Annotated in this window: 22 protein-coding genes; 13 read left to right on the forward strand and 9 right to left on the reverse strand. The window is 71.8% G+C overall.

All coding sequences use genetic code 11. The features are described 5' to 3' along the window. Window positions 1-148 precede the first annotated feature (148 nt). The 4 genes from ACFY0K_RS24180 to ACFY0K_RS24195 are packed head-to-tail and all read left to right on the forward strand — an operon-like array spanning window position 149 to window position 5833. Complete coding sequence (locus tag ACFY0K_RS24180; RefSeq protein ID WP_390641610.1) at window positions 149-1336, forward strand: CaiB/BaiF CoA transferase family protein; 1188 nt, start codon at window positions 149-151, stop codon at window positions 1334-1336. Further along, on the forward strand, window positions 1336-2349 hold the full coding sequence (locus ACFY0K_RS24185) for an LLM class F420-dependent oxidoreductase (RefSeq protein ID WP_351955911.1): 1014 nt from the start codon (window positions 1336-1338) through the stop codon (window positions 2347-2349). Before ACFY0K_RS24180 ends, ACFY0K_RS24185 begins: the two co-directional genes overlap by 1 nt. Window positions 2350-2400: 51 nt before the next feature. Further along, complete coding sequence (locus tag ACFY0K_RS24190; RefSeq protein WP_390641611.1) at window positions 2401-3615, forward strand: acetyl-CoA C-acetyltransferase; 1215 nt, start codon at window positions 2401-2403, stop codon at window positions 3613-3615. Window positions 3616-3655: 40 nt separating this feature from the next. Further along, window positions 3656-5833, forward strand: coding sequence for a 3-hydroxyacyl-CoA dehydrogenase NAD-binding domain-containing protein (locus ACFY0K_RS24195; protein WP_390641612.1), 2178 nt, complete (start codon window positions 3656-3658; stop codon window positions 5831-5833). A gap of 30 nt (window positions 5834-5863) precedes the next feature. Here ACFY0K_RS24195 and ACFY0K_RS24200 read toward each other — a convergent pair whose 3' ends face one another. Beyond that, a complete protein-coding gene (locus ACFY0K_RS24200) occupies window positions 5864-6595 on the reverse strand; it encodes a MerR family transcriptional regulator (RefSeq protein WP_390641748.1) in 732 nt (243 codons plus the stop codon). 253 nt (window positions 6596-6848) lie between these two features. On the opposite strand from ACFY0K_RS24200, the gene ACFY0K_RS24205 reads away from it, so the two are divergent. Further along, entirely contained in the window at window positions 6849-8318 is a 1470-nt protein-coding gene (locus tag ACFY0K_RS24205; RefSeq protein WP_390641613.1) for an amino acid permease, read from the forward strand. A gap of 42 nt (window positions 8319-8360) precedes the next feature. Then, a complete protein-coding gene (locus ACFY0K_RS24210) occupies window positions 8361-8852 on the forward strand; it encodes a macro domain-containing protein (protein ID WP_390641614.1) in 492 nt (163 codons plus the stop codon). Between the two features lie 95 nt (window positions 8853-8947). Here the strand turns inward: ACFY0K_RS24210 and ACFY0K_RS24215 are convergent, their stop codons facing one another. Then, the gene (locus ACFY0K_RS24215) at window positions 8948-10417 is read right to left on the reverse strand and encodes a M1 family metallopeptidase (RefSeq protein ID WP_390641615.1); all 1470 of its coding nucleotides are present in this window, start codon (window positions 10415-10417) and stop codon (window positions 8948-8950) included. 224 nt (window positions 10418-10641) lie between these two features. Between ACFY0K_RS24215 and ACFY0K_RS24220 the strand changes: the two genes are divergently transcribed. Continuing rightward, window positions 10642-12594, forward strand: coding sequence for a Xaa-Pro dipeptidyl-peptidase (locus ACFY0K_RS24220; protein WP_390641616.1), 1953 nt, complete (start codon window positions 10642-10644; stop codon window positions 12592-12594). A gap of 4 nt (window positions 12595-12598) precedes the next feature. On the opposite strand, the gene ACFY0K_RS24225 is transcribed toward ACFY0K_RS24220, so the two are convergent. Further along, window positions 12599-13519: an FAD-dependent oxidoreductase gene (locus tag ACFY0K_RS24225; RefSeq protein ID WP_390641749.1), complete on the reverse strand. Its 921-nt coding sequence runs from the start codon at window positions 13517-13519 to the stop codon at window positions 12599-12601. An 89-nt stretch (window positions 13520-13608) separates the two neighbouring features. Between ACFY0K_RS24225 and ACFY0K_RS24230 the strand changes: the two genes are divergently transcribed. From ACFY0K_RS24230 to ACFY0K_RS24240, 3 genes are all read left to right on the forward strand, one after another. Next, window positions 13609-14631, forward strand: a complete 1023-nt coding sequence (locus ACFY0K_RS24230; RefSeq protein WP_390641617.1) for an oxidoreductase — start codon at window positions 13609-13611, stop codon at window positions 14629-14631. A gap of 56 nt (window positions 14632-14687) precedes the next feature. Continuing rightward, window positions 14688-16328 (forward strand): ribosomal protection-like ABC-F family protein, encoded by a 1641-nt coding sequence (gene abc-f, locus ACFY0K_RS24235; RefSeq protein ID WP_390641618.1) that lies wholly within the window; start codon window positions 14688-14690, stop codon window positions 16326-16328. A 130-nt stretch (window positions 16329-16458) separates the two neighbouring features. Beyond that, window positions 16459-16935, forward strand: a complete 477-nt coding sequence (locus ACFY0K_RS24240) for a DUF1003 domain-containing protein (RefSeq protein WP_351955921.1) — start codon at window positions 16459-16461, stop codon at window positions 16933-16935. Here the strand turns inward: ACFY0K_RS24240 and ACFY0K_RS24245 are convergent, their stop codons facing one another. From ACFY0K_RS24245 to ACFY0K_RS24255, 3 genes are all read right to left on the reverse strand, one after another. After that, window positions 16936-17565, reverse strand: coding sequence for a DinB family protein (locus ACFY0K_RS24245; protein WP_390641619.1), 630 nt, complete (start codon window positions 17563-17565; stop codon window positions 16936-16938). Window positions 17566-17758: 193 nt separating this feature from the next. After that, on the reverse strand, window positions 17759-20152 hold the full coding sequence (locus ACFY0K_RS24250) for a Tex family protein (RefSeq protein WP_390641620.1): 2394 nt from the start codon (window positions 20150-20152) through the stop codon (window positions 17759-17761). Between the two features lie 469 nt (window positions 20153-20621). Continuing rightward, on the reverse strand, window positions 20622-21491 hold the full coding sequence (locus tag ACFY0K_RS24255) for a hypothetical protein (protein WP_390641621.1): 870 nt from the start codon (window positions 21489-21491) through the stop codon (window positions 20622-20624). Between the two features lie 136 nt (window positions 21492-21627). Here ACFY0K_RS24255 and ACFY0K_RS24260 point away from each other — a divergent pair, with 136 nt between their 5' ends. Both ACFY0K_RS24260 and ACFY0K_RS24265 read left to right on the forward strand, forming a co-directional pair. Further along, window positions 21628-22596: a GlxA family transcriptional regulator gene (locus ACFY0K_RS24260; protein WP_390641622.1), complete on the forward strand. Its 969-nt coding sequence runs from the start codon at window positions 21628-21630 to the stop codon at window positions 22594-22596. 7 nt (window positions 22597-22603) lie between these two features. After that, a complete protein-coding gene (locus tag ACFY0K_RS24265; protein ID WP_390641623.1) occupies window positions 22604-23254 on the forward strand; it encodes a DJ-1/PfpI family protein in 651 nt (216 codons plus the stop codon). Here ACFY0K_RS24265 and ACFY0K_RS24270 read toward each other — a convergent pair. Further along, window positions 23226-23981, reverse strand: a complete 756-nt coding sequence (locus ACFY0K_RS24270) for an enoyl-CoA hydratase/isomerase family protein (RefSeq protein WP_390641624.1) — start codon at window positions 23979-23981, stop codon at window positions 23226-23228. The genes ACFY0K_RS24265 and ACFY0K_RS24270 overlap by 29 nt on opposite strands. A gap of 266 nt (window positions 23982-24247) precedes the next feature. Between ACFY0K_RS24270 and ACFY0K_RS24275 the strand changes: the two genes are divergently transcribed. After that, window positions 24248-24742, forward strand: coding sequence for an ATP-binding protein (locus tag ACFY0K_RS24275; RefSeq protein WP_351956417.1), 495 nt, complete (start codon window positions 24248-24250; stop codon window positions 24740-24742). A 9-nt stretch (window positions 24743-24751) separates the two neighbouring features. Here the strand turns inward: ACFY0K_RS24275 and idi are convergent, their stop codons facing one another. Both idi and ACFY0K_RS24285 read right to left on the reverse strand, forming a co-directional pair. Continuing rightward, the gene (gene idi / locus ACFY0K_RS24280; protein ID WP_390641625.1) at window positions 24752-25345 is read right to left on the reverse strand and encodes an isopentenyl-diphosphate Delta-isomerase; all 594 of its coding nucleotides are present in this window, start codon (window positions 25343-25345) and stop codon (window positions 24752-24754) included. A gap of 204 nt (window positions 25346-25549) precedes the next feature. After that, complete coding sequence (locus tag ACFY0K_RS24285; RefSeq protein WP_390641626.1) at window positions 25550-26491, reverse strand: cation diffusion facilitator family transporter; 942 nt, start codon at window positions 26489-26491, stop codon at window positions 25550-25552. Window positions 26492-26626 lie beyond the last annotated feature (135 nt).

The raw sequence follows: 26626 nt of genomic DNA on the forward strand, positions 1-26626 counted from the left end.
GTCGGTGGCTGAGGCTAGCGTGAGGAGTGCGGACGCACCCCCACCGGGTATCTTGACTAAGCGCTTGCTCGTCCACACTTGTGCCCAGTGGAACCTGTTCTTAGCATCGTCGGTGTTACATCAGTTGTGTCACATGACTGGGGGCGGCATGACCATGGCAGGGACGCCAGGACACGGCCCGCTCTCCGGCGTGCGCGTGGTCGAGCTGGCCGGAATCGGGCCGGGCCCGTTCGCCGCCATGCTCCTCGCCGACCTGGGCGCCGACGTGGTCCGCGTCGACCGGCCCGGCGGCCCCGGGCTCGCGATCGACCCGGCGTACGACGTCACCAACCGCAACAAGCGCTCGGTGCTCGTCGACCTGAAGTCCCCGGACGGCCCCGCCCGCGTCCTCGACCTCGCCGCACGCGCCGACATCCTGATCGAGGGCTACCGCCCCGGCGTCGCCGAGCGGCTCGGCGTCGGCCCCGGGGACTGCCACGCCCGCAACCCCCGCCTGGTCTACGGCCGGATGACCGGCTGGGGCCAGGAGGGGCCCCTCGCGCACCGCGCGGGCCACGACATCGCCTACATCGCGCTCACCGGCACCCTCGGCATGATCGGCCGCCCCGACGAGCCCCCGGCCGTCCCCGCCAACCTGCTCGGCGACTACGCCGGCGGCTCCCTCTACCTCGTCGTCGGGGTCCTGGCCGCCCTGCACCACGCGCGCGAGACCGGCACCGGCCAGGTCGTGGACGCGGCCATCGTGGACGGCACCGCGCACCTGGCCGCGATGATCCACGGCATGGTGGCCGCGGGCGGCTGGCAGGACCGGCGCGGGGCCAACCTGCTGGACGGCGGCTGCCCGTACTACGGCACCTACGAGACCGCAGACGGCGGCCACATGGCGGTCGGCGCCCTGGAGCCCCAGTTCTACGCGGAGTTCCTCCGGCTGCTCGGCGGGCTGGACGACCTGGCCGACGCCCGCAAGGACTGGACCCGCTGGGGCGAGCTGCGCGAGCGCGTCGCCGTCCGCTTCAAGGCCCGTACCCGCGAGGAGTGGACGGCCCTCTTCGAGGACTCCGACGCGTGCGTGGCCCCCGTCCTCTCCCTCCACGAGGCCCCGCACCACCCGCATCTGGCCGCCCGCTCCACCTTCACCGACCACGGCGGCATCACCCAGCCGGCCCCCGCCCCGCGCTTCTCCGCGACGCCCACGGCCGTGCGCACACCGCCCGCCCGGCCCGGCGCCGACACCGCCGCGGTGGCCGGCGACTGGGACGTACCGGCACTCCTCGACGACTCCGACCCCGCCGCCGACCACGCCGACCACGCCGACCACGACAAGGACGCCACCTGATGGAGCTCTCGACCTTCCTCGACTACGCGGGTGACCCGCGTACCGCCGCGGACCAGGCGGCCGCGCTTGAGTCGGCGGGCCTCGACGCGGTCTGGGTCGCGGAGGCCTACGGCTTCGACTCGCCCACGATCATGGGCTACCTGGCCGCCCGCACCGAACGGATGAAGATCGGCTCCGCGATCCTCAACGTGTACTCCCGCACCCCCGCCCTGATCGCCCAGACGGCCGCGGGCCTGGACGCGATCTCCGGCGGCCGCGCGATCATCGGACTCGGCGCCTCCGGCCCGCAGGTCGTCGAGGGCTGGCACGGGAAGGCGTACGACAAGCCACTCGGCCGTACCCGCGAGACGATCGAGCTGACCCGGCGGATCCTGCGCCGCGAGGTCATCGACCACCACGGCATCACCGACATGCCCCGCCCCGGCGGCCTCGGCAAGCCCCTGAAGATCCTCACCAGGCCGGTCCGCCCCGCCGTCCCGCTCTACGTGGCCTCGCTCGGCCCCGCCAACGTCCGGATGACCGCCGAGATCGCCGACGGCTGGCTGCCCACCCTGTTCATCCCCGAGAAGGCGCACGAGGTCTGGGGGACTCCGCTGGCGGAGGGCGCCGCCCGCCGGGACCCGGCGCTCGGCGAGCTGCAGATCGTCGCCGGGGGCCTGCTCGCCATCGGCGAGGACGCGGCCGCCGCCAGGGACCTGGTCCGCCCCCGCATCGCCCTCTACGTCGGCGGGATGGGCGCACCGGGCAAGAACTTCTACAACGACCTCGCCGTCGCCTACGGCTACGAGAAGGAGGCCCGGCTCATCCAGGAGCTGTACCTCGACGGCCGGCAGCGGGACGCCGCCGCGGCCGTACCGGACGAGTTCTGCGAGCTCATATCGCTGTGCGGCCCGGAGGGCTACGTCCGGGACCGCGTCGAGGCCTTCCGCGAGGCGGGCGTGACCATGCTGGACGTCACCCCCGTCGGCCCGGACCCCGCCCGCCTGGTCGAGACCGTCAAGAACTGGCTCTGAACCTCCGTCTCCCGAACCTCTCTTGAAAAACCCTCGTTGAAAGGCTTGTCAGTGAGCACCGAAGCGTACGTGTACGACGCGATCCGCACCCCGCGCGGCCGCGGCAAGGCGAACGGCGCCCTGCACGGCACGAAGCCCATCGACCTGGTCGTCGGACTCATCCACGAGATCCGCGACCGCTTCCCGGAGCTCGACCCGGCCGCCATCGACGACGTCGTGCTCGGTGTCGTCGGCCCGGTCGGCGACCAGGGCTCCGACATCGCGCGGATCGCCGCGATCGCCGCCGGACTGCCGGACACGGTCGCCGGCGTACAGGAGAACCGCTTCTGTGCGTCCGGCCTGGAAGCCGTCAACATGGCCGCCGCCAAGGTCCGCTCGGGCTTCGAGGACCTCGTCCTCGCGGGCGGCGTCGAGTCGATGTCCCGGGTGCCGATGGCCTCGGACGGCGGCGCCTGGTTCAACGACCCGATGACCAACCTGGCCGTCAACTTCGTGCCGCAGGGCATCGGCGCCGACCTGATCGCCACCATCGAGGGCTTCTCCCGCCGGGACGTGGACGAGTACGCGGCGCTCTCCCAGGAGCGCGCGGCGACCGCCGTCAAGGAGGGCCGCTTCGACCGCTCCGTCGTCCCCGTGAAGGACCGCGCGGGCCTCGTCGTCCTCGACCACGACGAGCACCTGCGGCCCGGCACCACCGCCGACTCCCTCGCCAAGCTCAAGCCCTCCTTCGCCGACATCGGCGAGCTGGGCGGTTTCGACGCGGTCGCCCTGCAGAAGTACCACTGGGTCGAGAAGATCGACCACGTCCACCACGCGGGCAACTCCTCCGGCATCGTCGACGGCGCCTCCCTGGTCGCCATCGGTACCAAGGAGATCGGCGAGCGCTACGGCCTCGCCCCGCGCGCCCGGATCGTCTCGGCCGCCGTCTCCGGCTCCGAGCCGACCATCATGCTCACCGGCCCCGCCCCCGCCACCCGCAAGGCCCTCGCCAAGGCCGGCCTCACCATCGACGACATCGACCTGGTCGAGATCAACGAGGCGTTCGCGGCGGTCGTCCTGCGCTTCGTGAAGGACATGGGCCTGTCGCTGGACAAGGTCAACGTCAACGGCGGCGCCATCGCGCTGGGCCACCCCCTCGGTGCGACCGGCGCGATGATCCTCGGTTCGCTCGTCGACGAACTGGAGCGCCAGGACAAGCGCTACGGCCTCGCCACCCTGTGCGTGGGCGGCGGCATGGGCATCGCCACCATCGTCGAGCGCGTCTGAAACCCCCGCGGAACCAAGAGACCTCACGGAGACACGAGCCATGACCGAGAGCACCACCATCCGCTGGGAACAGGACGACACCGGCGTCGTCACCCTCGTGCTGGACGACCCCAACCAGTCCGCCAACACCATGAACGCGGCCTTCGCCGAGTCCCTCGCCGCGGTCACCGACCGCCTGGAGGCCGAGCAGGACTCGATCCGGGGCGTCATCTTCACCTCCGCCAAGAAGACCTTCTTCGCCGGCGGCGACCTGCGCGACCTCATCCGGGTCACCCCCGAGACCGCCCAGGACCTCTTCGACGGCGGCCTCGCCGTCAAGCGCAACCTGCGCCGCATCGAGACCCTGGGCAAGCCGGTGGTCGCCGCCATCAACGGCGCGGCCCTCGGCGGCGGTTTCGAACTCACCCTCGCCTGCCACCACCGCGTCGCCCTCGACACCCCCGGCACCAGGATCGGCTGCCCCGAGGTCACCCTCGGCCTGCTCCCGGGCGGCGGCGGAGTCGTCCGCACGGTCCGCCTCCTCGGCATCGCCGACGCCCTGCTGAAGGTCCTCCTCCAGGGCACCCAGTACAACGCCACGCGCGCGTTGCAGAACGGCCTGATCCACGAGGTGGCCCAGTCGCCGGAGGACCTGCTGGCCAAGGCCCGCGCGTTCATCGACGCCAACCCCGAGTCGCAGCAGCCCTGGGACAAGCCGGGCTACAAGATCCCCGGCGGCACGCCCGCCAACCCGAAGTTCGCCGCCAACCTGCCGGCCTTCCCGGCGACCCTGCGCAAGCAGACCAACAACGCCCCCTACCCGGCGCCGCGCCGCATCCTCGCCGCCGCCGTCGAGGGCAGCCAGGTCGACTTCGAGACCGCCCAGGTCATCGAGGCCCGCTACTTCGTGGAGCTGGCCGCCGGGCAGATCTCGAAGAACATGATCCAGGCGTTCTTCTTCGACCTCCAGGCCGTCAACTCCGGCGCCAACCGGCCGCAGGGCATCGAACCCCGCAAGGTCACCAAGGTGGCCGTCCTCGGCGCGGGCATGATGGGCGCCGGCATCGCCTACTCGTGCGCCCGCGCGGGCATCGACGTCGTCCTCAAGGACGTCTCCGCCGAGGCCGCCCAGAAGGGCAAGGGCTACTCCGAGAAGCTCTGCGCCAAGGCCGTCGCCAAGGGCCGCACCAGCCAGGAGAAGGCGGACGCGCTGCTCGCGCGGATCACGCCCACCGCGGACCCGCAGGACCTGACCGGCTGCGACGCGGTCATCGAGGCCGTCTTCGAGGACACCGCCCTCAAGCACAAGGTCTTCCAGGAGATCGAGTCCGTCGTCGCCCCCGACGCGCTGCTCTGCTCCAACACCTCCACGCTCCCCATCACCGCCCTCGCCGAGGGCGTCGAGCGCCAGGCCGACTTCATCGGCCTGCACTTCTTCTCGCCCGTCGACAAGATGCCGCTCGTCGAGATCATCAGGGGCGAGCGCACCGGCGACGAGGCCCTGGCCCGCGCCTTCGACCTGGTCCGGCAGATCAACAAGACGCCGATCGTCGTCAATGACTCGCGCGGCTTCTTCACCTCCCGGGTCATCGGCCACTTCATCAACGAGGGCGTCGCCATGGTCGGCGAGGGCATCGAGCCCGCCTCCGTCGAGCAGGCGGCGGCCCAGGCCGGTTACCCGGCCAAGGTGCTCTCCCTGATGGACGAGCTGACCCTCACCCTGCCGCAGAAGATCCGCCGCGAGTCGCGGCGGGCCGTCGAGGAGGCCGGCGGCACCTGGACCGCGCACCCCGCCGAGGCCGTCATCGACCGCATGGTCGACGAGTTCGGCCGCCCCGGCCGCAGCGGGGGAGCGGGCTTCTACGACTACGCCGAGGACGGCAGCCGCGCCGCGCTCTGGCCCGGCCTGCGCGAGCACTTCACGAAGCCCGGCCACGAGATCCCGTTCCGGGACATGCAGGAGCGCATGCTCTTCTCGGAGGCCCTCGACACCGTCCGCCTCGTCGAGGAGGGCGTCCTCACCTCGGTCGCCGACGCCAACATCGGCTCCCTCTTCGGCATCGGCTTCCCCGGCTGGACCGGCGGCGTCCTGCAGTACATCAACGGCTACGAGGGGGGCCTGCCCGGCTTCGTGGCACGCGCGCGTGAACTCGCCGAGACCTACGGCGAGCGGTTCACCCCGCCCGCGCTGCTGGTCGAGAAGGCGGAGAAGGGGGAGACCTTCACGGACGGCCGCTGAGCGGAGCCGGGTATGCGGAGCGGACCCTCCTCAGGAGCCGTCTGCGGAGACGGCTCCTGAGCCGTCGAGCCACTGGTGCACCTCCGCACTGAGCGACCGCTGGAAGGCGGTCAGCAGTGCCTGGACCACCAGTGGCTGCATGTGCGCGGACAGCGACTTCACGTCCGCCTCGGTCCGCTCCGCCACCTCGGCCCGGAACAGCAGGGACAGCTCGCGCGCGGCCGCCCGCGCGTGCTCGGTCAGGACGGTGCGCGCGGCCAGGATCGCCTTCTCGGACAGCGGCACGTCGAGGAGCTGCACGGCGAGCCGGAGCAGGCCGGGGTCGATGCGGTAGCCGTCCCCTTCGGGCCGTACGACGTCCATGGCGACGAGCCGTTCGACGTCCTCCGCGTCCAGCGGCCGCCCGGCCCGCCGCCGCAGCTCGCCGGCCGTCACGGTCTCCTCGGTGTCCGGCGCCCAGGAGGCCACCACGGCCCGGTGGATGGCCAGGTCGTGGTGGCTCAGGCCGGGCGGCAGCTGCCGCACGTAGCGCTCGATCGCCGCCAGCGTCATGCCCTGGTGCTGCAGCTCCTCGATCAGCGCCAGCCTGGCCAGATGGTCCCGCCCGTAGTGGCCCACCCGGCGCGGACCGATCACCGGCGGCGGCAGCAGCCCCTTGGTGCCGTAGAAGCGGACCGTGCGGACCGTGGTGCCGGCCCGCGCGGCCAGTTCGTCGATCGTGAGCGCCGGGTCCGTGGAATCGCCGTCGGTGTCGGTCGTCATGTGCAGCAGTATCGCTGTCACACCGGCACTGTGACACCGGACGGTGACCGAGATGTGTTCGTCTGATGTTCATCTTCACGCCAAGATTGTGACCTTGTGAGAAGTGCCGCTCTGTGATCTGCGCCATCGCGTACGCCCTGGTGTCCGGGGGAAGGTGGTGCCTTGGTCTGCGCACACCACCGAGCGCGCCGACCGACTACATCCGGACACCCCAGCGTGACCCGCTCGGGCGCACCAGAGAGTGGAACCCCCTGTGAGCAAGGACTCCGTGGACACGGCACAGGCTGCCGCCACCCGGACCGACGCGGCCCAGGCACCCGTGGACGCGGGCGACGCCGGCTACAGCAAGGACCTCAAGGCCCGCCACGTCAACATGATCGCCATCGGCGGCGCGATCGGCACCGGCCTCTTCCTGGGCGCCGGTGGCCGTCTGCACAACGCGGGCCCGGCCCTCGCCCTCGCCTACCTGGTCTGCGGCATCTTCGCCTTCTTCGTGGTCCGCGCCCTCGGCGAGCTGGTCCTCTACCGCCCCTCCTCCGGTTCCTTCGTGTCGTACGCGCGCGAGTTCCTCGGCGAGAAGGGCGCGTACGTCGCCGGCTGGATGTACTTCCTGAACTGGTCGACCACCGGCATCGCCGACATCACCGCGATCGCGCTCTACACCCACTACTGGAGCATGTTCACGAGCATCCCCCAGTGGACGCTCGCGCTGATCGCCCTCGCCGTGGTCCTCACGGTGAACCTGATCTCGGTGAAGATCTTCGGCGAGATGGAGTTCTGGTTCGCGATCATCAAGGTCGCCACCCTCGTCGGCTTCATGCTGATCGGCATCTTCCTGCTCGCCACCCAGCACAAGGTCGACGGCCAGACCCCCGGCGTGAGCGTCATCGGCGACCACGGCGGTGTCCTCCCGCACGGGCTGATGCCGGTCGTCCTGGTCATGCAGGGCGTGATCTTCGCGTACGCGGCCCTGGAGCTGGTCGGTGTCGCGGCGGGCGAGACCGCCGAGCCCGAGAAGGTCGTCCCGCGCGCGGTGAACTCGATCATGTGGCGCGTCGGCCTCTTCTACGTCGGCTCGGTCGTTCTCCTGGCCCTCCTCCTCCCCGGCTCGGTCTACTCGGCCGACGAGAGCCCCTTCGTCACCGTCCTCTCCAAGATCGGCGTCTCGGGCGCCGGTGACGTGATGAACCTGGTGGTCCTCACCGCGGCGATGTCCTCCCTCAACTCCGGCCTCTACTCCACGGGCCGCATCCTGCGCTCCATGGCGGTGGCCGGTTCGGCCCCGAAGTTCACCGCGCGCATGAACCGCAGCCAGGTGCCCTACGGCGGCATCCTGCTGACCTGCGCGGTCTGCGTGCTCGGTGTCGGTCTGAACTACCTGGTGCCCAGCCAGGCCTTCGAGATCGTGCTGAACGTCGCCTCCCTCGGCATCATCAGCACCTGGGTGATCATCATGCTCTGCCACCTGATCTTCGTCCGCCGCGCGAGGGCCGGCCTGGTCGAGCGCCCCGCGTTCCGCCTCCGCTTCAGCCCGGCGACCGAGATCACCACCATCGCCTTCCTGCTGGTCTGCCTCGGCATGATGTGGAACGACGCCGAGGTCGGTCGCAAGACCCTCCTGCTCATCCCGATGATCGCCGCCCTGCTGGTGGCCGGCTGGTTCGGCGTCCGCCGCCGGGTCTCCCAGACGGCCGACAAGGAGCTGACCCAGCTCACGAAGTAGCAGCTCGGCGCTGGTGTCAGTGGCATCGCCTAGGGTGGCGTCATGGGGGAGATCACATACATCCGAGGCGACGCCACCACACCGTCGGGCAAGGGCGTCAAGGTCATCGCCCACGTCTGCAACGACCTGGGCGGCTGGGGAAAGGGCTTCGTGCTGGCCCTCTCCCGCCGCTGGCCCGAGCCCGAGAAGGCATACCGAGCCTGGCACCGCGACCGCGCGAACAACGACTTCGGCCTGGGCGCCCTCCAGCTGGTCCAGGTCGAGCGCTACACCTGGGTCGCCAACATGATCGGCCAGCGCGGGACCAGAACCGGCAGCAAGGGCGTCCCGGTCCGCTACGAGGCGATCGACGCGGCCCTGGCCAAGCTGGCCGACGAGGCGCTCGAACGCGGCGCCTCTGTGCACATGCCCCGCATCGGCTGCGGCCTGGCGGGCGGCAAGTGGTCCCGGATCGAGCCGCTGATAGCGGAGCGGCTGGTGGGACGAGGAGTAGCGGTCACGGTCTATGACCACGGCGAGTCAGCGCCCCTTTAGGGGCGCTGGGGGTACCCCCGGCCGAAGGCTGGGGGAGGAACTGCGCGACCAGCCACAACGGATCCGCAGCCCCCCTCACCGCACCCGGCAACCGCTTAGTGCACGTCGTTCGTGGCCTCGATCCGCTTCCACGACTTCGGCTGCACCGGAGCCACCGCCGCCTTCAACGCAGGAGCCGCCGGCTTCGCCGGCTCGAACAGCCACGCATCGAACAACGAACCCAGCGACTTCCCCGACACCTTCTCCGCGTACTCCTCGAAGTCGGCCACGGACGCGTTCCCGTACGCGTGCTCCTTCGGCCACCCCTTCAGGATCGCGAAGAACGCGTCGTCCCCGACCGCGTTCCGCAGCGCCTGGACCGCCAGCGCCCCCCGGTCGTAGACAGCGATGTCGAACTGGTCGTCGGGACCGGGATCCCCCGGCTTCACCGTCCAGAACGCGTCGTCGGCCGGATGCGACGCGTACACGTAGTCGGCGAGCTCCTGTGTCGTGCCCTCGCCCTCGTGCTCCGACCACAGCCACTGCGCGTACCGCGCGAACCCCTCGTTGAGCCAGATGTCCTTCCAGCCCTTGAGGGAGACGTCGTCGCCGTACCACTGGTGGGCAAGCTCGTGCACGACCACCGAGGTGTTGGAACCGTTCGCGAACTGCTTCGGGCTGTAGTAGACGCGGGTCTGCGTCTCCAGCGCGTACCCGGTGGTGGTGTTCGGCACGTACCCTCCGGCCGAACTGAACGGATACGGCCCGAAGTAGCCGGAGAGCCAGTCCACGAGCTCCCCGGTGCGCTCCACGCTCGCCCGGGCCGCCCCGTCGTTGTCGCCGAGGTCCTTGCTGTAGGCGTTGACGACCGGCACCCCGCCCTCGGAGGTGCTCGTCGTGATGTCGAACTTCCCGACCGCCAGCGTGGTCAGGTAGGTCGCCTGCGGCTTGTTCTGCCGCCAGTTGTACCGGGTCCAGCCCAGCTTCGAACTCGTCGACTGGAGCAGGCCGTTGGAGATGACCTGGGTGCCGTCGGGGACGGCCACCGACACGTCGTAGGTCGCCTTGTCCAGCGGGTGGTCGTTGCTCGGGTACCACCACCAGGCGGCTTCCGGCTCGTCCGCCGCGACCGCCCCGTCCGGGGTCCGGTGCCACGTGTTGAAGCCGTACGCGCTCTTGGTCGACGGCACCCCGCTGTAGCGGACCACGACGGTCACCTGCGTGCCCTTCGCCAGCGGCGACCTCGGGGTGACGACCAGTTCGTGCTGACCGGACGTGGCGAAGCCCGCCTGCACCCCGTTCACCCGTACCTCGCTGACGTCCAGCAGGAAGTCCAGGTCGAAGCTGGACAGGTCCTGCGTGGTCCGCGCCAGGATCGTCGCCGTACCGGACAGCTCGTCGGTGGCCGGCTGGTACTGCAGGCGGAGGTCGTAGTGGGAGACGTCGTAACCGCCGTTGCCGTAGTACGGGTAGTAGGGGTCGCCGATGCCCGGTGCGCCCGGGCTGTAGCTCGCGGCCGATGCCGGGATCGCCAGCAGCAGGGAGGCCGCCGCGAGGGCGCCCGGCGCGAGGATTCTGCGGTGCACGAGAACTCCAAGTCGGTAGGGGGGCCGAGGCGCGTCCGCCGCACCGCGACGGGACGCGCCAAGTCGATGGAGCACGAAACTGTTCGGAGCCTATTCAGTCCCTGTGGCACCTGGCCTGTCCATGGCACCTCCTGTCACACGATCGCCATTCGGCCGCAATCCGTCCTGACGGTCCCCCAGACGCCCCCTTCTGCACAGGAGTTGACCGAGGTAGCGTCCGCCGCATGCCGAAACGCACGCGCTTCACGATCTGGAGACCGCTCGCCGTCGCGGCCGTCGCCGCCCTGATCGCCGCCTTCCTCACCCCGGCCGCGGCCCAGGCTTCCGGCGCCCCTCGCGAGAGCCAACCCGTCTACTCGTACGCGAACGCCATCCGCGAGGCCGTCTGGGTGGACACCGGCCTCGACTCCGACGGCGACGGGAAGACCGACCGGGTCGCCGCCGACATCGTCCGGCCCGCCGAACCCGCCGCGCAGGGCCGCAAGGTGCCGGTCATCATGGACGCCAGCCCCTACTACTCCTGCTGCGGCCGCGGCAACGAGAGCCAGCTGAAGACGTACGACGCGGGCGGGAACGTCGTCCAGATGCCGCTCTTCTACGACAACTACTTCGTGCCCCGCGGCTACGCCTTCGTCGGTGTCGACCTGGCCGGAACCAACCGCTCCGACGGCTGCGTCGACGTCGGCGGCCGCTCCGACATCCAGTCCGCGAAGGCCGTCGTCGACTGGCTCAACGGCCGCGCCAAGGCCTACAGCAGCCGCACCGGCACCACCACCGTCAAGGCGAGCTGGACCAACGGCAAGACCGGCATGATCGGCAAGAGCTGGGACGGCACCATCGCCAACGGCGTGGCCGCCACCGGCGTCAAGGGACTCAAGACGATCGTCCCGATCAGCGCCATCTCCTCCTGGTACGACTACTACTTCGCCCAGGGCGCCCCGCTCTACGACTCGGGCCCCGACTGGCTGGCGGGCGCGGTGGAGAGCGACGACGCCCACGCCAAGTGCGGTGCCGTCCAGCAGAAACTGGTCGACGGCGCCCCGCGCAGCGGCGACTGGACCGGCCTGTGGACCGAGCGCGACTACGTCAAGGACGCGTCCAAGGTGACGGCGAGCGTCTTCCTCGTGCACGGCATGCAGGACCTCAACGTCCGCACCAAGCACTTCGGCCAGTGGTGGGACGCCCTCGCCAAGAACGGCGTCGAGCGCAAGATCTGGCTCTCCCAGACCGGGCACGTCGACCCCTTCGACTACCGGCGCGGCGCCTGGGTCGACACCCTGCACCGCTGGTTCGACCACGAACTCCTCGGCTACGACAACGGCATCGAGCGTGAGCCGATGGCCGACATCGAGCGCCACCCCGACCAGTGGGTGACCTCCTCCGTCTGGCCGCCGCGCGGCACGCAGACCACCACCCTGCGCCCCGCCACCGGCACCCGGGCGGGCGTCGGCACCCTGGGCCTGCACAAGGGCTCCGGCACCGAGACGTTCACCGACGACCCGCAGCAGAGCGAGACCGACTGGGCCGCGCAGCTCGCCACCCCGACCTCGGACAAGGCCGGCTTCCTCACCGCGCCGCTCACCCGGGACCTGCGGCTGTCCGGCTCGTCGAAGGTGACCGTCACCGCCACCCCGACCACCTCGACGGCCCACCTGACCGCCGTCCTGGTCGACCTCGGCCCGGACACCATCCGGGACTACGCCGACGGCGCCGAGGGCATCACCACCCTCACCGACCGCACCTGCTGGGGCGAGAGCACGGCAGGCGACAGCGCCTGCTTCCTGAAGACGGCGGCGAAGACCAAGGCCGTCGACTACACCGTCTTCAGCCGCGGCTGGGCCGACCTCGGCACCTACGCCGACCCCGGCAAGGGCGTCCCGCTCACCCCGGGCAAGGCCTACACGATCACGCTCGACCTGGCGGCCACCGACCACGTCGTACCCAAGGGCCACCGTCTGGCGCTGATCGTCGCCGGCACGGACAAGGATCTCATCGACCCGCCGTCCACCACCCCGACGCTCACCGTGGACCTGTCCCGTACGACGGCCAGGGTCCCGCTGGTCGGCGGCGCGGCCGCGTTCACCCGCGCCACCTCCGCCCGCTGGACCGCCCCCGAGGCGAGGGCCCTGCACGGCCTGCACGCCCCGCGTACCGTCCAGCGCGTCCCCGCGGGCTGACCGCTCAGGCGGCCGGGCCGGTGTCCACCAGCCCGGCCGCCTCCCGAGCGCATCCCCAGGCGACCGTGACCCCGGCCCCGCCGTGCCCGTAGTTGTGGACCAGCACCCCGCCGTCGGGCCTGAGTTCGTGCTCCAGGCGGACCGCCGAGCGGTACGGCCGCAACCCCACCCGGTGGGCCAGCACCCGCGCCCCGGCGATCTCCGGCCGGACCTCGGCACAGCGCGCCACGATCCCGGCCGCCACCTCGGGATCCGGCTCCAGCGACCAGGCGCCCTCCTCCGCCGTGCCCCCGAGCAGCAGCCCCCCGGGCTGCGGGAAGAAGTAGGCGGACGCACCCCCCGCCACCTCGTCGGACGTGTACCAGGTGGTGATGCCCGGGTTCTCCACCACGACCAGCTGCCCGCGCACCGGACGCACCGCCGGATCCGGGACCAGCGAACGGGCCCCGAGCCCGGTGCAGTTGACCACGACCTGCGCGGGCACCTCGTCCAGCGCGCCCACCGTCCGCTCCTCGACCGTCCCGCCCGCGCGCTCCAGCCGCTCCCGCAGCCACGCCAGATGGACCGGCATGTCGATCAACGGCAGCCGGGCCGTGAGGCCTTCGTCGGTCTCCGCAAGCCCCGGCACCTCGGCCGCCCACGCACCCAGCCCGTCCAGCCGCAGGCCGCCGTGTACGCCCTCGACCAGGCGTACGCCCGTCTCCTCCGGCCGCGCCGCCAGCACCTCGTACACGACAAGGGAGGCGAGCGACCATTCCCCGACCAGCGTCTCCGGCTCGATGCGGTACGGCCACCACAGCGCGCCGGCGACCGCCGAGGTCGTACGCCCGCCGGTCTCCCGGGCCCAGACCCGCACCCGGCGCCCGCTCTCGGCCAGCACCACCGCCGTGGTCAGACCGACCACCCCGCCGCCGACCACGATCACTTCGTCATTCAGCTCAGGCTGCACACCGTGACGTTAGCGGAATATGTCATGCCGCGCTCAGATCGTCCCGCTCTGGGGATACTCACAGCATGTCTGCCGCATACGCGACCTTCGGCCTGGCCCCGGCGATGCGCGCCGGCGGTGTCCGCGCCGACGGCGGCTACCAGCTCCACCGGGACTTCGTGGACTTCGTCGTCGACGGCCATCCGCTGCTGTTCCAGCTCTCCGACCTGGACGCCGTCTCCCCGCTCGCCTCCGACGTCCCCCCCGCGATCTTCACCGCCCAGGTCCGCAGCCTCTTACTGGAGTCCGAGCCCCCGCTGCCCGACGGCCGGTACGTCGTCTACGGCTGCCCCGAGTGCCAGGACCTGGCCTGCGGCGCGGTCACCGCCGTCATCGAGCACGACGGCGACGACTACATCTGGCGGGACTTCGCCTGGCAGACCTCCGAACACGCCGACCTGGAGCTCAACGGCTACCACGGCATCGGCCCGTTCCGCTTCCACGGCCCCGAGTACCGCGAGGCCCTCGGTGCGCTCCTGGCCGGCTCCGGCCCGCCGCCCGGCCGCCGGGTGCTGCTGATCGGCGCCCGTGTCGCCCTCCTCGCCAAACTGGCCGCCGCCCTGCGCACCATCGGCATCGGCGCCGACATCACCCGCGACACCGACGGCGTGCCCGCGGAGGAGCTCCGCGGCTACGCGGCCGTCGCCTTCGGCCCCGCGGCCGGCGAGGCCGAGCGGACCGCCGTACGCCAGGCGTTCGAGCGGGCGGGCGTCGAGGTGGCCTATGTCGACGGACTCGCGCCGATCGTCCCGCTCCTCGTCGCCCAGATCGAACACGCCCTCGACCGCAGCCCGCTCCCGCAGCGCCGGCTGGCCGGTCTGGCCGCCGCCGACGGCACCGCCGGCGTCGAGGTCACCTCGCCCTGCCGGGTCCGGCTCACGTCGTACCGCCTCGACCGCCTCTCCCGCCCCCGCACCAACGAACTCTTCGACGGCGTCCTGGAACCCGGCCGCCACCGCATCCCGCTGGACGACAGGGCGGCCAGGGGCGGCTCCTACGTCGTGGCCCGCACCTCCGGGAGCGTGCTGGTGGCCGCCCTGGAGCGCTGACCGGGGGAGAACAGGGCTGAGGACGGGCCGCCCGGCGCATTAGGATCGGCGTTCTGATGACTGCCACCCTCGTCGCCAAGAACCTCGCCGCCGGGCACGGCGACCGCTCGCTCTTCTCCGGGCTCGACCTCGTCGTCGCGCCCGGTGACGTGATCGGTCTGGTCGGTGCCAACGGCGCGGGCAAGTCCACCCTGCTCCGGCTGCTCGCCGGACTCACCGCCCCCGAGCAGGGCGAACTGCGCCTCTCCCCGCCGACCGCGACCGTCGGCCACCTGCCGCAGGAGCCGGAGCGGCGGCCCGGCGAGACCGTCCGCGCCTTCCTCGCGCGGCGCACCGGGGTCGCCGAGGCACAGCGCGTGATGGACGAGGCGACCCAGGCCCTGGTCGACGGAGCACCGGGCGCCGACGACGCCTACGCCGTCAGCCTGGAGCGATGGCTGGACCTCGGCGGCGCCGACCTGGAGGAGCGCGCCGACGAAATCGCCGACTCCCTCGGCCTGGCCGTCGACCTCGACCAGCCGATGACCTCCCTCTCCGGCGGCCAGGCCGCCCGCGCCGGCCTCGCCTCCCTGCTCCTCTCCCGCTACGACGTCTTCCTCCTCGACGAGCCCACCAACGACCTCGACCTGGACGGCCTGGAGCGCCTCGAACGGTTCGTGACCGGCCTGCGCGCCGGCACGGTCGTCGTCAGCCACGACCGTGAGTTCCTCACCCGCACGGTCACCAAGGTCCTCGAACTCGACCTCGCCCAGCAGCAGATCCGCCTCTACGGCGGCGGCTACGACGCCTACCTGGAGGAACGCGACGTGGCCCGGCGGCACGCCCGCGAGGACTACGAGGAGTACGCCGACAAGAGGTCCGCCCTCCAGGACCGGGCCCAGATGCAGCGTTCCTGGATGGACAAGGGCGTCAAGAACGCCCGGCGCAAGGCGTCCAACGACAACGACAAGATCGGCCGCAAGTTCCGCAGCGAGGCCAGCGAGAAGCAGGCCGCCAAGGCCCGCCAGACGCAGCGCATGATCGAGCGCCTGGAGGTCGTCGAGGAGCCCCGCAAGGAGTGGGAGCTCCGCATGGAGATCGCGGCGGCCCCGCGCTCCGGCGCCGTCGTCGCCACCCTGCGGGACGCGGAGGTACGGCGCGGCGACTTCACCTTCGGCCCGGTCTCCCTCCAGATCGACTGGGCGGACCGGGTCGCGGTGACCGGCGCCAACGGCGCGGGCAAGTCGACGCTGCTCGCCGCGCTGCTGGGCCGGGTGGAGCTGGACGCGGGACAGGCGGCCCTCGGGCCGGGCGTCCTGGTCGGCGAGGTCGACCAGGCCCGCGAGCTCTTCCACGGCACCGAGTCCCTGCTGGACGCCTTCTGCGCGGCCGTCCCGGACACCGAACCGGGCGAAGTCCGTACCCTGCTGGCCAAGTTCGGCCTCAAACAGGACCACGTACTCCGGTCGGCGGCCACCCTCTCCCCGGGCGAACGCACCCGCGCCGCCCTGGCCCTCCTCCAGGGCCGGGGCGTCAACCTGCTGATCCTGGACGAGCCGACGAACCACCTCGACCTCCCCGCGATCGAGCAGCTGGAGTCCGCCCTCGACACCTACGAGGGCACCCTCCTCCTGGTCACCCACGACCGCCGCATGCTGGACGCGGTCCGCGTCACCCGCCGCCTGGAGGTCGCGGCGGGCAAGGTGACGGAACGCTGACAGCGCCCCCGAAGAGGCGTGGGGCTGTGCCGACATGCGGTTCCGCCGCGTGGGCGCGAGCAACCACAACGCACCCGCAGCCGACCGACGACCCGCCCCGGCCCCCAAATACCCCGGCAGGAGACTGGCCATGAGCACATCGCCGAAGCGGGCGGCCCCGCGGATCGTGAACGAACAGTACGTCCTCGCCCAACTGCGCGGCACCCAGGACCGCATCGCCGACGCGATCACCGCCTTCGCCGGCACCATGACGTTCGTCTACCTGCACGCCCTGTGGTTCGCGGTCTGGATCGTCTGCAACGAGGGCGTGTTCGGCAAAGGCGCGATCTGGGACCCGTTCCCCTTCGGCCTGCTCACCATGATCGTCAGCCTGGAGGCGATCTTCCTGTCCACCTTCGTGATGGTGAGCCAGAACCGCCAGGCCGCCCGCGAGAACGTCCGCGCCGACCTGGACTTCGAGACCAACGTGCGCTCGGAGGTGTGGTCCATCCACATGGGCCGCGCCCTCGGCGTCGACCCCGTGGAGGTCGAGAAGCGCGTCCAGGAGCTGCTCGCGGAGAACCGCGCCCGGATGAACGGCACCGCCCAGCCGCCGAAGGAGACATGATCAGCCAGGCGGTGGTGCCGAAGGCGATGAGGTCGAGCCTGTCGTCGCAGAGGCCCGGCTCCCGGCCGCCCGCTCCACGCGGTCCCGGTGCTCGGCCCGGGCCTCCGCGTCGCCGGGCGCCATGTTGGCACCGTTCACCCGCTGCCCCGTCGCCCCGTCGATGAGCTCGCGCACGATGTCGGCGTGACCGGCGTGCCGCTGGGTCTCGGCGACCATGTGGGTGAGGACGCGGTGGAGGGTGATCTCCTTCGGCGGGTCGACGGGCAGGCGGCCGACCGCGTCCAGGGGAAGGGCGGCGATCGTCTCGTCCGAGTGGGTCTGGATCCGCTGGTACACGCCGACCAACTCTTCACGCGTCTCGTCGGCCCGCGCCCACAGGTCTCCGTTGGGTTCCGTGTCTCCGGTGAACCACAGCCGCGGTGCTCCGTCGAAGGGACGCCCGAACGCCGCCCCGAAGTACCAGGCCTCGGCACCGGCGAGATGCTTGACCAGGCCCAGCAGATTGGTGCCGGTGGGAGTCAGCGGCCGCCGGATGTCGTACTCGGACAGCCCCTCCAGCTTCCACACCAGCACGTCACGGGCGTCCTGGAGGTACGTATGGAGATCGGCCTTGAAGTCAGCTCCAGTCATGGAGCCAGTCTTCGGATCAGGAGATCATTGTCCATGGAATTAGCCGGCGCGGGGCGGTGCCGGCGAGGGGAACGCACCCCGTCAGGGCGCCGGGAATCCCCCCCCCGGCCGAAGGCCGGGGGAGCAACTGCGCGACCAGCCACGACGGACCCGCAGCTCCCCAGCACCCCAGGAAGGCGCCGTCAGAGCCCCGTCAGCGCTTCCCGTCCTTCCCGCCCAGCAACCCGGCCCGGCGCAGAGCATCGGCCATCGCACTGTTCGCCGGAGCGGGCGCGGACGCCTGACGAGCACCGCCGCCCTGCCGCTGCTGCTGTTGCCGCTGCTGTTGCCGCTGCTGCGGCGGACGCCCACCGCCACCCCGCTGCTGTTGCTGGCGGCGCTCACCGCCGGAGGCCGCCGCCTCGTCGTCCAGCCGCAGCGTCAGCGAGATCCGCTTGCGCGGGATGTCGACGTCGAGGACCTTCACCTTGACGATGTCACCCGGCTTCACCACGTCCCGCGGGTCCTTGACGAAGGTCTTGGACAGCGCGGAGACATGCGCCAGACCGTCCTGGTGCACGCCGACGTCGATGAACGCGCCGAACGCCGCCACGTTCGTCACCACGCCCTCCAGGACCATCCCCGAGGACAGGTCGGAGATCTTCTCGACGCCCTCCTTGAAGGTGGCCGTCTTGAACGCCGGACGCGGGTCGCGCCCCGGCTTCTCCAGCTCCTTGAGGATGTCGGTGACGGTCGGCAGACCGAACGTCTCGTCCACGAAGTCCGACGGCCGCAGCGAGCGCAGCGCCCCCGTGTTGCCGATGAGCGCGGCCACCTCCTGGCCCGTCGTCTTCACCATCCGCCGGACGACGGGGTACGCCTCGGGGTGGACGCTCGACGCGTCCAGCGGGTCGTCGCCGCCGCGGATGCGCAGGAAGCCCGCGCACTGCTCGTACGCCTTCGGGCCGAGCCGGGCCACGTTCTTCAGCTGGCCGCGGGAGGTGAACGGTCCGTTGGCGTCGCGGTGGGCGACGATGTTCTCGGCGAGTCCGGAGGTGATGCCGGAGACCCGGGCGAGGAGCGGGGCCGACGCCGTGTTGACGTCCACGCCCACGCCGTTCACACAGTCCTCGACCACCGCGTCCAGCGAGCGGGACAGCTTCACCTCGGACAGGTCGTGCTGGTACTGGCCGACGCCGATCGACTTGGGGTCGATCTTCACCAGCTCGGCCAGCGGGTCCTGGAGCCGGCGGGCGATGGAGACGGCGCCGCGCAGCGACACGTCCATGTCGGGCAGCTCCTGGGAGGCGAAGGCGGAGGCCGAGTACACGGACGCGCCGGCCTCGGACACCATCACCTTGGTGAGCTTCAGGTCCGGGTGCCTGGTGATGAGCTCACCGGCGAGCTTGTCGGTCTCGCGGGACGCCGTGCCGTTGCCGATCGCGACCAGGTCGACCGCGTGCTCCTTGGCGAGCCGGGCCAGCTTGGCGATCGCCTCGTCCCACTTGTTGGCCGGGACGTGCGGGTAGATGACGTCGGTGGCGACCACCTTGCCGGTGGCGTCGACGACGGCGACCTTCACGCCGGTCCGGAAACCGGGGTCCAGGCCCAGCGTCGCGCGCGTGCCGGCCGGGGCGGCGAGCAGCAGGTCGCGCAGGTTCGCCGCGAACACGTTGACCGCCTCGTCCTCGGCGGCCGTGCGCAGCCGCAGCCGCAGGTCGATGCCGAGGTGGACGAGGATCCGGGTGCGCCAGGCCCAGCGGACCGTGTCCGTCAGCCACTTGTCGGCCGGCCGGCCCCGGTCGGCGATCCCGAACCTGTGGGCGACGATCCCCTCGAACGAGGACGGGCCCTCGGTCGGCTCCTCCGGCTCCAGGACGAGGTCGAGGACCTCCTCCTTCTCGCCGCGCAGCATCGCCAGGATGCGGTGCGAGGGCAGCTCGGTGAAGGGCTCGGCGAAGTCGAAGTAGTCGGCGAACTTCGCGCCCGCCTCCTCCTTGCCGTCCCGCACCTTCGCGGCGAGCCGGCCGCGCACCCACATGCGCTCGCGCAGCTCACCGATGAGGTCGGCGTCCTCCGAGAAACGCTCGGTGAGGATCGCGCGGGCACCGTCCAGGGCGGCCTGCGCATCGGCGACGCCCTTGTCGGCGTCGACGAAGGCGGCGGCGGCCGCCAGCGGCTCCACGCCCGGGTCCCCGAGCAGCCCCTCGGCCAGCGGCTCGAGACCGGCCTCCCGCGCGATCTGCGCCTTGGTCCGCCGCTTCGGCTTGTACGGCAGGTAGATGTCCTCCAGCCGCGCCTTGGTCTCGGCGCCCCGGATCTGCGCCTCCAGCTGGGCAGTGAGCTTGCCCTGCTCCCGCACCGACTCCAGGATCGCGGTCCGCCGCTCCTCCAGCTCCCGCAGGTAGCGCAGCCGCTCCTCGATCGTGCGCAGCTGCGCGTCGTCGAGCATCTCGGTCGCTTCCTTGCGGTAGCGGGCGATGAAGGGCACCGTCGAACCGCCGTCGAGCAGCTCCACGGCAGCCTTGACCTGCCGCTCCCGTACGCCGAGCTCCTCGGCGATCCTGCCTTCGATGGACCCTGGAACCAGGGACCCGGGTGTCGTCACGATCCCGTACCGCCTTCTCCACTGAGGTTGCGCGGCAATTGTGGCAGGTGACACCGACAACCGGGCCCCAGGGCACCGTTCCACGACACGGACACACCTCGAATCCCCCGCACACCCGACGATCCATCCGCACACCCGAACGAACCAGACGAACGAACCGCCCCAACCCGACAGCCCCCCGGCGATCCGTCCGCTCCCGGCGATCCACCCGCCCCCCGATCCGCCGCGACGGTGCTCAGCCATCACGGCGCAGTCCGGGGGTGCCGAACCGTGTCGGGCGATGGGATCGGCCCGCCCAGATGGCCCGCTGCCGACAACCCGTCCGCTCCCGGAAACCCGTCCGCTCCCGGAAACCCGTCCGCTCCCGGCGATCCACCCGCCCCCCCGATCCGCCGCAACGGCGCTCAGCCGTGACGGCGCAGTCCGGCGGTGCCGGACCGGCCGTGCGCCGGCCCGCGTTCCCGCCGCGTCACCCCTTGCCGAGGAGGTCCGCGGGGAACGCCCCCGCGGCCACCGCCGCCCTTGCGAAGTCCGCCGCCAGTTCCGTCAGGCGGGCCACCCCGTCGGCTCCCAGGTGCTCGTAGGGCGCTCGGTCCAGGCGGTCCGTCTCCGTCTCGATCTCCGCCCGCAGGGCCACCCCCGCCTCGGTCAGCTCGCCCGCCGCGTCGAGCAGGCCGCGGTCCCGCAGCCGTTCCACCGCCGCGTCCCAGTCGTCCTGGCTCCAGCCGCGCGTGGCGAACACCCACTTCGGGGCCATGCCCTTGCCGGTCGCCGTGTGCGTCACCACCGCCTCGAGACCGTCGAGCCCGGCCGCCAGCAGCACCGCGAGGTGACCGTCGCCGCGGTGCTCGCGCAGCAGCGTGCCCGCGTACCAGTAGGCGAGGTGGGGCTCCTGAGGCACCGGCAGGTCGGCGTGGGCTGCGTACAGCGGGCGGCCGGGGCGCGAGCAGGCCTCGGTGGCGCGCAGCGCGAGCCGCGCGGCCTCGGCCATCCGGTCGGAGACCACCGCGTCCGCGCCGAGCAGCCGCCGCATCGACGCGTCGACGGCACGCGCGCGTGCGGCGAGGACGTCCTTCGGGGACGCGGTCTCCCAGACGGCCGGTACGTGCCGGGCCACCAGCTCGTACTTGTAGTTGTAGAACGTCGCCGTCACCGTGCCGGCCCCGACCGGCCCCAACGCGGCCGCCCGCACCGCGAAGTTGACGGCCCGCGGGTGGGTGACCCCGAGCGCGGCCAGTTCCTCGGCCAGCTCGGGGCTGAAGAAGTGGGTCGCGTGCAGGGAGTTGAGCAGGGTGTGGCAGCGGCGGCCGGCGCGCGGCTCCAGGACGGCGGTTGTCATGGCGGCACGCTACTTACTGGTTGGTACGGACTTCCAGTGTCCGGACCGGGGCCGGCGCCGTACGCCGTCCGGGATGGCAGGAAAGGTGGGCTGCTCGTCATTGCGGCCATCGGCGGACCGGCCAACAATCGGTGTCATGGCGCAGCGAACCGTTCTCGTCGTCCTCTTCGACGGCGTCCAGAGCCTCGACGTCACCGGCCCGGTGGAGGTCTTCACGGGTGCCGACACCCACACCCCGGGCAGCTACCGGATCCGTACCGCCTCCCTGGACGGCGCTCCCGTGCGCACCTCCAGCGGGCTGACGGTCGTACCCGACCAGACCCTGGCCGCCGCGTCCGATCCGCACACCCTGCTCGTACCCGGGGGGCAGGGCACCCGGCGGCCCGACCCGGAGCTGGTGGCATGGCTGCGGGCGCACGGGCCGCGCGCCGCGCGGCTGGTCTCCGTCTGCACCGGTGCCGTCCTGCTCGCCGCCGCCGGGCTGCTGGACGGCCACCGGGCGACCACCCACTGGGCGTACTGCGACCAGCTGGCGCGGGATCATCCCGCCGTCGAGGTCGACCCCGACCCGATCTACGTCCGGGACGGTCACGTCGCCACCTCGGCCGGCGTCACCTCCGGCATCGACCTCGCGCTCGCGCTGGTCGAGGAGGACCTCGGCCGGGACGTCGCGCTCACCGTCGCCCGCCACCTGGTGGTGTTCCTGCGCAGGCCCGGCAACCAGGCCCAGTTCAGCGCCCAGCTCGCCGCCCAGACGGCGCGGCGCGCACCGCTCAGGGAGGTCCAGCAGTGGATCACCGAACACCCGGAGGACGACCTGAGCGTTGAGGCCCTGGCCGCTCGCGCCACGCTCTCGCCCCGCCACTTCGCCCGCGCCTTCCAGGCCGAGACCGGGACGACACCCGGCCGCTACGTCGACCGGGTCCGGCTGGAACACGCCCGCCGGCTCCTGGAGGACACCGGCGAGGGCGTCGAGGAGGTCTCCCGCGCCAGCGGCTACGGCACGCCCGAGGCGATGCGCCGCGCCTTCCTCCGGGCCGTCGGCACGACCCCCGCCGAATACCGGCGCAGGTTCAGCCCGGCCCCCGCCGGTCCACCCCGTTAGGAGAGCCATGCAGATCGCGATCGCCCTCTACGACCGCTTCACCGCCCTCGACGCCGTGGGGCCCTACGAGACCCTGGGCCGGATCCCGGACTCCGAGACCGTCTTCGTGGCCGAGCAGGCCGGCCCCGTCCGCACCGACAACGGGCAGCTCGCCCTGACCGCGGCGAAGACGTTCGCCGACGTGCCGCACCCCGATGTCGTGGTCGTCCCGGGCGGCCCGGGCCAGACCGCCCAGATGACGAACACGGCCCTCCTCGACTGGATCCGCGCCGCCGACGCCACCAGCACCTGGACGACCTCCGTGTGCACCGGCTCCCTGCTGCTCGCCGCCGCGGGCCTCCTCGGCGGACGGCGGGCCACCTCGCACTGGCTGGCCCTGGACGAGCTGCGCGGCTTCGGCGTCGAACCGACGGGGGACCGGGTGGTCCTCGACGGCAAGTACGTCACCGCGGCCGGTGTCTCCGCCGGCATCGACATGGGTCTGACCCTGATCGGCCGGATCTCCGGGGACGCGGTCGCCCAGGCGGTGCAGCTCGGGATCGAGTACGACCCGCAGCCGCCCTACGACGCGGGTTCCCCGCAGAAGGCGCCCGCCGAGGTCGTCGGCCTGCTCCGCTCGACGAGCCGGTTCATCCTCGGGGCGGAACTGCCCACGTGAACCGCGGCTGACGGCGCTCCAGGAAGGCGGCGACCCCCTCGGCGGTGTCGCCGCTGCCGCGCGCCTGCTCAGCCCAGTGCGCGTCCCGGTCCGTACGGCCGTTCGCGAACTCCTTCGCGGCGGCCTGCGTCAGCTGCGAGCGGCCGGCCAGGATCCGGGTGAACTCGGCCACCCGCTTGTCCAGTCCGCCCTCCGGCAGCACCTCGTCGACCAGACCGGTGCGCAGCGCCCGCTCCGCGTCGATCAGCTCGCCGGAGAAGAGCAGGTACTTGGTGGCGGCCGGGCCGACGAGGGACACCAGGCGGCGGGTGGAGGCGGCCGGGTAGACGATGCCGAGTTTGGCCGGTGTCACCCCGAACAGCGCGCCCTCCTCGGCGAACCGCAGGTCGCAGGCGGCGGCGAGCTGCGAGCCGCCGCCGACGCAGTGGCCGCGCACCGCGGCGAGCGTCGGCTTGGGGAACGCGGCGAGGGCCTCCTCGGCGGCGACGGCGAGGGACTGCGCCTCGGCGGGGGAGCCCCGGAGGGTGGAGATGTCGGCGCCGGCGCAGAAGGTGCCACCCTCGCCGGTGAGCACGAGGGCCCGCACGGCGGGGTCGCCCGCGAGGCCGTCCAGGAGCGGCGGGAGGGCGCGCCACATCTGCGCGGTCATCGCGTTGCGTTTGGCCGGGTTGCCGATGACTACCGTGGCGACGGCTTCTTCGACCCGGTGGGTCAGGCGGGACTCCATGGCCGGGATGCTATAGGCGCGGGCGGACCGTGCCCCTGGCGGCTGCCGTCGTATCTGCCGGAAAGTTCTCATACCCGTACAACACGAATAGTTCGCGAAGTCGGCATCGAGGAGGGCAAGAGTCGTTCCACAACTGACCTTGTCATACGCCAACGGTCAGATCCGCTCGATATTTGCTGACTTGTGTTCAGTCCTCCGGAGTGGAGCGGGTCGTTGCCAACACTCGACGTGTGGTGACAATCGAGCGCGAGGGTGGCGACCGGACGATGGAGAACCACGGGCGCGGGCACGACCCGCGTCCAGAGGGAGGCGGCCCACCGCCGCCGGATCCGCTGCCGTACGAAGGAGTCTGGCGGTTCACCGCCCCCGCCGTGGACGCCTCGGTCCCGCAGGCGCGGCGCGCCGTACGGGACCTGCTCCAGCGCCAGGGCGTCCCGGTCTCGGAGGACCTGGTGTACGGGCTGTTGCTGATCGTCTCCGAACTGGTCACCAACGCGGTCAAGCACGCGGCGCTGCTGTCGCCGGTGCTCGCCGTGGAGGTCGCCGTCGGCGCCGAGTGGGTGCGGGTGTCGGTGGAGGACAACCATCCCTACCGCCCGACCGCCCTGGAGGCCGACCACGGCCAGACCGGCGGCCGGGGGCTGCTGCTGGTGCGGGAGGTGGCCCGGGAGGCGGGCGGGGTCGTGGACGTGGAGCACACGTCGAGTGGCGGCAAGGTGATCTGGGCCGCCCTGCCGCTCAAACCCGCGACGGTGCCCTGAGCGGCCGGTTCACCAGCCCGCCGACGGGCCCGTCAGCTCCCTGATCGCCGGGCGGGCCGCGTCCAGCACGGTCATGAACCAGGACGAGAAGGGGTCCTTCGCGTGCCGCCCGGCCAGCTCGGCGGCCGTCACGAAGACGGTCGCCTCGACCTCCTCCGGATCCGGCGCGGGCGTCGCCTGCACCATGCCGACGAACAGGTGGTTGAACTCCTGCTCGACCAGGCCGGAGGCCGGGTCCGGGTGGTTGTAGCGGACCGTACCCGCCTCGGCGAGCAGCGACGGGGAGACCCCCAGCTCCTCGAAGGTCCGCCGGGCCGCCGCCGCGAAGGGCGACTCGCCGGGGTAGGGGTGGCCGCAGCAGGTGTTGGACCACACTCCGGGGGAGTGGTACTTGCCCAGGGCCCGCTGCTGGAGCAGCAGCCTGCCGTGTTCGTCGAAGAGGAAGACGGAGAAGGCCCGGTGCAGCTGCCCGGGCGGCTGGTGCGCGGCCAGCTTCTCCGCGGTGCCGATGGTCACACCCTTCTCGTCGACGAGTTCAAGGAAAATCGCGTCTGCGGTCCCTTCCGACGTGCTGTGCGTCGCGGTGGCAGGTGTGATCGGCATACCCATCCTTCGCCTCGGTCTTCGCACCAAGTCTGCCGTACGAATCCGACACTCCCGGCACTTCCCGGCACGGGCACGCCGGAAGAGGGACCCGGTACTTGATCGTGCCCTACGGGTGCGAGAGGGAACCGTCCGGGGGTCTCGAACACAAGGACGCCGGGGGAGTGCGGAGCGCTGTGTTCCGGGGCCCCGGGCCCGGCGGGGTCAGTGGCAGAGCCGGGCCTCGTGCTCCGCGTGCCCGCCCGGCTCCAGCTGGAAGGTGCAGTGCTCCACGTCGAAGTGGTGGCCCAGGCAGCCCTGCAGCTCGTGCAGCATCTTCTCGTGGCCGATGGCGCTCAGCACGTCCGAGCGGACCACCACGTGCGCCGACAGCACCGGCATCCCCGAGGTGATCGTCCAGGCGTGCAGATCGTGGACGTCCTCCACCCCGTCGAGCGCCAGGATGTGCGACCGCACCTGAGCCATGTCGACGTCCCGTGGCGCCGCCTCCAGCAGGACGTCCAGGGTCTCGCGCAGCAGCTTCAGCGTCCTCGGCACGATCATCAGGCCGATCACCAGCGAGGCGATCGGGTCCGCCGCCTGCCAGCCGGTGGTGAGGATCACCACGGCCGAGATCAGCACCGCCAGCGAGCCCAGCGCGTCCGCCGCCACCTCCAGGAAGGCGCCGCGCACGTTCAGGCTCTCCTGCTGGCCGCGCACCAGGAGCGTGAGCGAGATCATGTTGGCGACCAGGCCGATCAGACCGAACACGATCATCTGGCCGCCGTGCGTGTCCGCGGGGGTGAGGAACCGCTGGACCGCCTCGTACAGCACGTAGCCGCCGACCACGAGCAGCAGCAGGCAGTTCGCCAGGGCGGCGAGGATCTCGGCCCGGGCGAGGCCGAAGGTGCGGTTGGTGCTCGGCGGGCGGTTGGCGAAGTGGATCGCCAGCAGGGCCATACCCAGGCCCAGCGCGTCGGTCGCCATGTGGGCCGCGTCCGCGATCAGTGCGAGCGAGTCGGCCACCAGGCCGCCGACGATCTCGACCACCATCACCCCGAGGGTGATGGCGAGCGCCACCCGGAGCCGGCCGCGGTACGCCGCCGCGGCCGTACCGGTGGGCGGCGCGTGGGTGTGGCCGTGGCCGTGGTCGTGCCCTGCCCCCATGGGATACGCCTCCAGTGTTCGCCCGGGATCACAGTGAACTACGGGTGGGGGGTATCCGGCAACGCGGCACTGAACACCGTTGTCATGTGCCCTGACCTGCGGAAACGAACCCCAGGTCAGGGCAGCCTCAGTTGC

The sequence above is a fragment of the Streptomyces sp. NPDC001507 genome (assembly GCF_042894765.1).
GTDB lineage: Bacteria > Actinomycetota > Actinomycetes > Streptomycetales > Streptomycetaceae > Streptomyces.